At 56.8% G+C, this 7,037-nt stretch carries 7 protein-coding genes and 1 tRNA gene; 6 read left to right on the top strand and 2 right to left on the bottom strand.

Annotated elements, in window-relative coordinates; all coding sequences use genetic code 11:
* From tuf to LZG00_12035, 3 genes are all read left to right on the top strand, one after another.
* A partial coding sequence (gene tuf / locus LZG00_12045; protein ID MCF3594726.1) for an elongation factor Tu occupies positions 1–711 on the top strand: 711 nt, incomplete at its 5' end.
* A gap of 132 nt (positions 712–843) precedes the next feature.
* Positions 844–1,512: a CatB-related O-acetyltransferase gene (locus LZG00_12040; protein MCF3594725.1), complete on the top strand. Its 669-nt coding sequence runs from the start codon at positions 844–846 to the stop codon at positions 1,510–1,512.
* 57 nt (positions 1,513–1,569) lie between these two features.
* Positions 1,570–1,645, top strand: a tRNA-Trp gene (locus LZG00_12035).
* Positions 1,646–1,685: 40 nt separating this feature from the next.
* Here LZG00_12035 and LZG00_12030 read toward each other — a convergent pair.
* A complete protein-coding gene (locus LZG00_12030; protein ID MCF3594724.1) occupies positions 1,686–3,350 on the bottom strand; it encodes an amidohydrolase in 1,665 nt (554 codons plus the stop codon).
* The gene (locus LZG00_12025; GenBank protein MCF3594723.1) at positions 3,347–4,381 is read right to left on the bottom strand and encodes a TetR/AcrR family transcriptional regulator; all 1,035 of its coding nucleotides are present in this window, start codon (positions 4,379–4,381) and stop codon (positions 3,347–3,349) included. Before LZG00_12025 ends, LZG00_12030 begins: the two co-directional genes overlap by 4 nt.
* On the opposite strand from LZG00_12025, the gene LZG00_12020 reads away from it, so the two are divergent.
* From LZG00_12020 to LZG00_12010, 3 genes are read left to right on the top strand one after another with little or no spacing between them, the layout of a single operon-like run.
* Entirely contained in the window at positions 4,266–5,261 is a 996-nt protein-coding gene (locus LZG00_12020; protein ID MCF3594722.1) for an ABC transporter ATP-binding protein, read from the top strand. The two genes, LZG00_12025 and LZG00_12020, sit on opposite strands and share 116 nt — an antisense overlap.
* A gap of 3 nt (positions 5,262–5,264) precedes the next feature.
* The gene (locus tag LZG00_12015) at positions 5,265–6,197 is read left to right on the top strand and encodes an ABC transporter permease (GenBank protein ID MCF3594721.1); all 933 of its coding nucleotides are present in this window, start codon (positions 5,265–5,267) and stop codon (positions 6,195–6,197) included.
* The gene (locus tag LZG00_12010) at positions 6,190–7,032 is read left to right on the top strand and encodes an ABC transporter permease (protein ID MCF3594720.1); all 843 of its coding nucleotides are present in this window, start codon (positions 6,190–6,192) and stop codon (positions 7,030–7,032) included. The genes LZG00_12015 and LZG00_12010 overlap by 8 nt, the downstream gene beginning before the upstream one ends.
* Positions 7,033–7,037: the final 5 nt, after the last annotated feature.

Raw genomic sequence — 7,037 nt, 5'->3', positions numbered from 1 at the left:
TATGATTATCCCGGCGACGATATTCCTGTCATTCCGGGCTCGGCTCTGGCCGCTCTCGAAGGCCGTGACCCCGAGATTGGCGAAGAGTCGATCAAGAAGCTGATGGCCGCTGTTGACGAATACATCCCGACGCCCGCGCGCGCCGTGGATCAGCCGTTCCTGCTGCCGATCGAAGACGTGTTCTCGATCTCGGGCCGTGGCACGGTTGTGACCGGTCGTATCGAGCGTGGCGTGATCAACGTCGGCGACACCATCGAAATCGTCGGCATCCGCGACACCAAAAGCACCACCTGCACCGGTGTTGAAATGTTCCGCAAACTGCTGGATCGTGGTGAAGCAGGCGACAACGTCGGCATCCTGCTGCGCGGCATCGACCGTGAAGGTGTTGAGCGTGGGCAGGTTCTCTGCAAGCCCGGTTCGGTGACCCCGCACACGAAATTCGAAGCCGAAGCCTATATCCTGACCAAGGATGAAGGTGGCCGTCACACGCCGTTCTTCGCCAACTACCGTCCGCAGTTCTACTTCCGCACGACCGACGTGACCGGAACGGTAACGCTGCCGGAAGGCACTGAAATGGTGATGCCGGGCGACAACCTGAAGTTCGAGGTTGAGCTGATTGCTCCGATCGCGATGGAAGACGGTCTGCGTTTCGCCATCCGTGAAGGCGGCCGCACCGTTGGTGCCGGCGTCGTATCCAAAGTCATCGAATAATCAGCAAAGGCGCATCGCGCGCAAACTGCTGGAGCTTTGAAACGGAATTGGGCGGCCCTTTGGGGCGGCCCTTTTTCTTTGGCACGCGATGATCTAACTTCGGGGAAGGCACGGATCAGACAAGGGCTCGTCATGCCAGATTTCCCAACCCCGGATACCCGCAATCCTGTGCGCTTGCCCAATGGCGCGGCGCATCATGGTACCGTTTTCCTGAAACCCGCAATTGATCATCCTCGCTTCGATGTGGGAGACTACAGCTATGCTAGCTGCCATCAGCCGCCAGAGGATTGGGCAGCGCATCTGGCGCCCTATCTTTACGAGTTTTCCCCCGAAAAGCTGAGAATCGGCAAGTTTTGTCAGATTGCGGATGATGTGGTTTTCATCACCGCATCTGCTAATCACCGGCATGACGGATTTTCCACCTTTCCCTTTGCTATCTTCGCAGGTGAGCGCGAAGGGCGGCCTTCGATGCCCCAAGCGGGATTGGATACGGTGATTGGTCATGATGTCTGGATCGGACATGGCGCGCGCATTCTCCCTGGAGCGACGATCGGAAATGGGTGCATCGTTGGCGCGGGGGCCGTTGTTGCAGGCGATTTCCCGCCGTGCAGCCTGATCGCGGGTAATCCAGCGAGGATCGTCAGAAGGCGGTTTGATGAGGCGACGATTGCGATCTTAGAAGAGCTGGCTTGGTGGCATTGGCCGATTGCTCTGATCGTGGCGCAAGAAGCGGCAATCTGCGGCAACGACTTATCAAACCTGCGCGAGGCGGCCAGGCAACTGGAAAATGAGCAGCCCTGAAGCGTGAATTCCACCTTGCAAAGCCAAGGCGCGTTTCGTAAATGCTGTCTCGGATGTAGGGGTATAGCTCAGTTGGTAGAGCGACGGTCTCCAAAACCGTAGGTCCCGGGTTCGAGCCCTGGTGCCCCTGCCATTTTCACGGATCTGGTGTATTCGCGTGACGTCTGGCGTTGCTACGCCTCAAAGGTGATCTGACCATCGCAAAAGGTGACCGCTGCGCGCGCCTGGTCGAGTTCGGCAATCGGAATCGCCTCAAGATCACGGTCCATGATCACAATATCGGCCAACATGCCGGGCGCGATGTGTCCGAGGCGGTGATCCTCCCTTCCTGCATAAGCGCCGCCCGCTGTATACCCGTGTAGCGCTTGAAACAGGCTTGAGGCGTGGTCGGGATGCCCGTCTTTCCATGCGCGGCGTGTGACCGCGGCCTTGACGCCGCGCATCGGATTTACATCCGAAACCGGCCAATCGGAAGCAAAGGCTATTGGCACGCCCTCGGCGCGCAGATAATCGAGCGGAAACGCCCAAGGCCAACGTGCCTCTCCTACATGGGCAAGCCAAGGCTCAAACGGAAAATCCATCGCGCCAGGGGGGTGCGGGGGCTGCATTGAGGCGACAACGCCCAACTCCTTGAAGCGAGGGAGATCGTCAGGATGCAATAGTTCTATGTGTTCGATGCGGTGGCGCGCGTCGCGACTGCCATTGGCCTGTCGAGCCGCTTCATAGCCGTCAAGAACGCGGCGCACGGCCCCATCGCCGATGGCATGCACCGAGATCTGAAGCCCTCGCCGGTCGGCTTCGATTGCTGCCTCGCAAAAGCGCTCTGCGGAATGAAGTGGCTCGCCGCGCCATCCTGGTTGATCTGCGTAATCCTCGATCAGCACCGCAGTGGCGCTGTCGATGACTCCATCCATGAACATCTTGATCCGGTTGGCGCTGAGCTTGTCAGTCGCGAATTCAAGCGACAGTTCGCTGGCTTGGGAGAGCGAAGAAATCGGCTTGGCGGGCGTCAGGTGAAACGGAATTTCGATGCGGCAATCAAGATTGCCCTGTGCCTCGATTTCGCTCATCAGTTCGAGCTGATATCGGTTTCCATCCATGTTGTGCAAGCTGGTGAAACCATAGGACGCGCAAAGCCGCAGCCCCTCCTTCAAAACGTCAACGTCCTCGGCGCGTTGTTGCGGTGTCGGGTCGGTTGCAGGCTCCACTCCTGCCAGACCGAGATTTTCGCGCCCACCCGAGGAACGCAATGCCATGATCGGATCGAACGCCTGATGCTCACGCAGTTCGCCAGCAGCAAACCCGTCGTCGCCCATCACGATCTCGTTTCCCGGAGACAGGTCTCGACCTTTCAGCAATCTGGCCTTTTCGAGCGCAATTGTGTTGGCCCATGCGGTGTGATGATCCCCCGCAATCAGGATGAGTGGGCGATCTGCCAAGACTTCGTCGAGCATCTGGCGCGTGGTCGCGATGCCTTCGCCGAACAGGTTGTAGTCGGCGGCTTTGCAGATCAGTAGCGCCTCCTCGGGGTTGTCCAGGGCATAAGCCTGCACTTTGTCTCGCAGGGCGGGCAGGCCTCGCACGCCATCGAGCTGCAATAGGCGCAAACCGTAGGCGCCGGCAAAGAGGTGGATGTGCGCCTCAACCATACCCGGCATTACGGTGGCGCTCTGGGCGTCGATAATGTGTGTGGCGGGGCCTGCCAGATCACTGACATCTGCGTTGCTTCCAACCGCCAGGATTCTTCGTCCAGAGATCGCGAGAGCCTCGGCCCGGGGCTGTTTCGGTGCCATTGTCAGAACGCGGGCGTTGTAGATCACGATATTGGCGTATATCATTCCACGGATCCCGAAGTTGTCGAGAGAAGAGAGGGTTTGAGCGGCGAAGTTTCGGCGAAGGCATCGTCAAAGAGCAATGAGACCATTTCCCTCACATCCTGGCGGATCTTGTTCTTGTGCGTTTCAAGCGGCATCGCGTCGTCCTTGATGTAGCTGAAATAGAGCATTGTCCAACGGTCGAAGAAGAGTTTGCTCAAGAATTTCGGATCCGGATCTTTGCCACTCTTGAGGCGCACGTCGTAGTCGCTTAGGAAACCGCAAACCAAAGCCAGCAACGCGGAATCCGACGCGGCGAGTTGTTTTTCGAAATCTGAATTCGGGCGGCGAATGCTGGTGGATTCGGCATAGCGCCAGACCCGTTTGCCCGCGATTCGCATGGTGTTCTCGGTCACTTCGCACAAGAGATCACCGAGCACGTCGGCGAAATTGCAGTTGGTCGTTCGAGGGCGGTTCAAATGCTGTGTGCGCTCGCGTGCGGTACCCTCAAACACGAGAGCGCTAAGGATATTCTCTTTTGAACCGAAATAATTGAACACCGTGGGCGGTGAAATACCTACCTCACTTGCGATTGTGGCCATGGTGGTTGCGTCCACCCCGTCACGGTCAAAAAGTTTTGCGGCGCAATTCAGGATAGCCAGCCGCCGCTTGGCTTTCTTGCGCCCGCGCAATCCTGTCTCGTCAGGCGCGGGGGAGGGGCTGGTTAGAGGTGTCGTGGCTTCCAATAGACAGTCGCTTTCCAAGAAAAACGTTTTAGCACGATAAAAATTTTTATTGACTGAAATTAATAGTGTCAATAGCACTAACGAAGATCGACGTTGTATTCGGGATGCGAGGCACCACAAAAACATGATCGAAATCGGAAACGCCACCAAGACATTCGGTGCGGGTGCCTCTGCTTTTACCGCTCTGCGAGAAGTGAACGTATCTATTGCAGACAATGAATTTTTCACATTACTAGGGCCATCGGGGTGCGGGAAAACCACATTGTTGCGCTTGATTGCAGGCTTTGAGCCACCGACGATGGGGTCCATCCGTCTTGACGGGCGTGACATTTCCCGTCTGCCTCCCAACAAGCGCCCGGTGAATACCGTGTTTCAGAATTACGCGCTTTTCCCGCATATGAGCGTGTCTCAGAATATCGCTTTCGGGCTTGAGATGCTGGGCAAGTCGAAAACCGAAACCGCGAATACCGTCAACGACATGCTGCGTTTGGTGCAGATGGAAGAGTTGAAAGACCGCCGTACCAGCGAGATTTCGGGAGGCCAGCAACAACGGGTTGCTCTGGCACGAGCACTTGCGCCGCATCCCGAGGTTTTGTTGCTTGATGAACCGCTGAGTGCGCTTGATCTGCAGCTGCGCAAGGAAATGCAGATTGAGTTGAAGAGGCTGCAAAGCGAAACCGGCATCACCTTTGTCTTTGTTACCCACGATCAGGAAGAAGCCTTGACCATGTCGGATCGTGTTGCGGTGATGAATGCAGGGCAAATCCTGCAAGTCGGCAGCCCGCGCGAAATTTATGAACGTCCTTCTGAACGGTTTGTGGCAAATTTTATCGGTGAGTCGAACTTTCTAGATGCAGATCTGGCTGGCGCGCAAGTCACGCTGATGAATGGTGTTTCTTTTGCTGTGAACCGGCCGGAGGGATTGGCAGACGGCAGGGTCAGTGTTCTGGTTCGTCCCGAGCATACCCGTGTGCGCGCCGGGGAAGCGGGGGAGGGCGAAATTGCTGCCACAATTGAAACGGTGGTCTATTCTGGCGAATCCACAGCCGTGCATATGCGACTTTCCAGCGACGAAAAGCTGAAATCACGCATGGCCAACGCGCCGGAGGGCGGCGGCGATCTTCCCGGGAAGGGCGGAGCTGTTGCAGTAACCATAGCGCCCGGTGCGATTACCGTGCTGAGGGATTAAGCCATGAATGACGCAGCGATATACCTTCCCGGTGAGTTGGAGGCCGAAGCCAAGGCAGCAGACACTCACAAGCGTTGGCTTTTGTCGCTGCCGTCTGTCTTGATCATTCTCTTTGCTGCGGCCGGTCCGCTTTTGGTGATGGTCGTCTATTCGTTTCTGGCGCCTGGCGATTATGGCAACGTCAAATGGGAGTTCTCGCTTGAAGGCTGGATGAACACGTTGGTTCAGCGCGATATTTTCGATGATTCGCTGATCTGGGCCGATGCACATCTGTCAATCTTCTGGCGGTCGTTGTCTTTGTCGGTGATCACCACGGTGCTGACCCTTATCTTCGGGTTGCCGACGGCCTGGTTTATCGCGACCCAGCCACCGGGCAAGCGCGAATTCTGGCTGTTTCTCGTGACGGTGCCGTTCTGGACCAACCTGCTGGTGCGCACCATTGCTATTCAGGAGATGATTCGAAACGAAGGGGTGATCAATCTTGTCTTGTTGAAACTGCGTATCATTAATGCGCCGATTCAGATGATGTTCACCGATTTCGCAATCGGCTTCGGCATGACCTATGTCTATTTGCCGCTCATGGTGCTGCCGATTTATGCCGCCGTTGACAAGCTGGATTTCCGGCTGGTCGAAGCTGCGCATGATCTCTACGCCAGCCGCTGGACCGCTTTTCGCCGTGTAATCCTGCCCCTTATCAAACCCGGTATCATCGCTGGCTCCATTCTTGTCTTCATCCCGTCACTTGGCGCCTATGTGACGCCGCGGGTGTTGGGCGGGGGCAAGAACCTAATGTTTGGCAATCTGATCGAGCTTCAATTTGGGGCCGGGCGCAACTGGCCTTTGGGTGCAGCGCTTTCATTGATGTTGATGACGGCGGTTATGATCGCGCTGATTTATTACGTGCGGGTCACCTCACGGGAGCAGGCCGATGGTTGAGCAAAACATACGGACAGCGCCCACGCCGCGAAGACAGCCCAGAAGCTATTCCGTGCGTTCTCTGCCCGGTTTTGCCGTGATTGCGACCTTCACCTTGCTGGTGCTCTATGGCCCGATCATCATTCTGGTGGTTTTTTCCTTCAACGAAGGCACGTCCCTGGCGATTTGGGAAGGATTCTCGCTTCGCTGGTATAAGCAGGCGGCAGGCAATGAAGCGGTGCAGGATGCGGCCCTGCGTTCGCTTGTTTTGGCGTTCTGCGCGTCTTCGGTGGCGACAGTCGCGGCGACGATGGCAGCGCTGGCCACCACGCGCACGCGGCACTTTCCGGGACGAACGATGATCTATGCGATGATCAATCAACCGTTGATGGTGCCTGAAATTGTGACCGCTGTAGCGCTGTTGATCGTTTTTGCCGCAATCAAGGTTTGGACTGGTCATACCAGCATGATCTATCTGATCGTTGCGCATACCGCGTTTTGCATCCCTTTCGCCTATCTTCCGATCAGGGCGCGGCTTGAGACGATGGATCTTTCGTTGGAGACGGCGGCGCAGGATCTTTATGCCTCGCGCTGGTTGACCTTTCGGCGGGTGACGTTGCCGCTGATGTGGCCAGGGATCGTGGCGGGGCTGATGCTGGCCTTTGTGATCTCTCTTGATGATGTGGTGATTACCGAGTTCGTCAAATCCGCCGGACAGGAAACCTTGCCCACGTTCATGCTCGGCCAATTGCGCCGGGTCGTCACGCCCGAGGTCAATGCGATTTCAAGCGTGATTCTTCTGGCCGGTGTTATACTGGTCGCGCTTTTCTTCCGTCTGACCCACCGGCGTGGATAGACGCA

The organism is Rhodobacteraceae bacterium LMO-JJ12, from assembly GCA_021555075.1.
GTDB lineage: Bacteria > Pseudomonadota > Alphaproteobacteria > Rhodobacterales > Rhodobacteraceae > JAKGBX01.
Note: the sequence above shows the minus strand (reverse complement) of the source record. Positions and strands in the feature narration are given on the sequence as shown.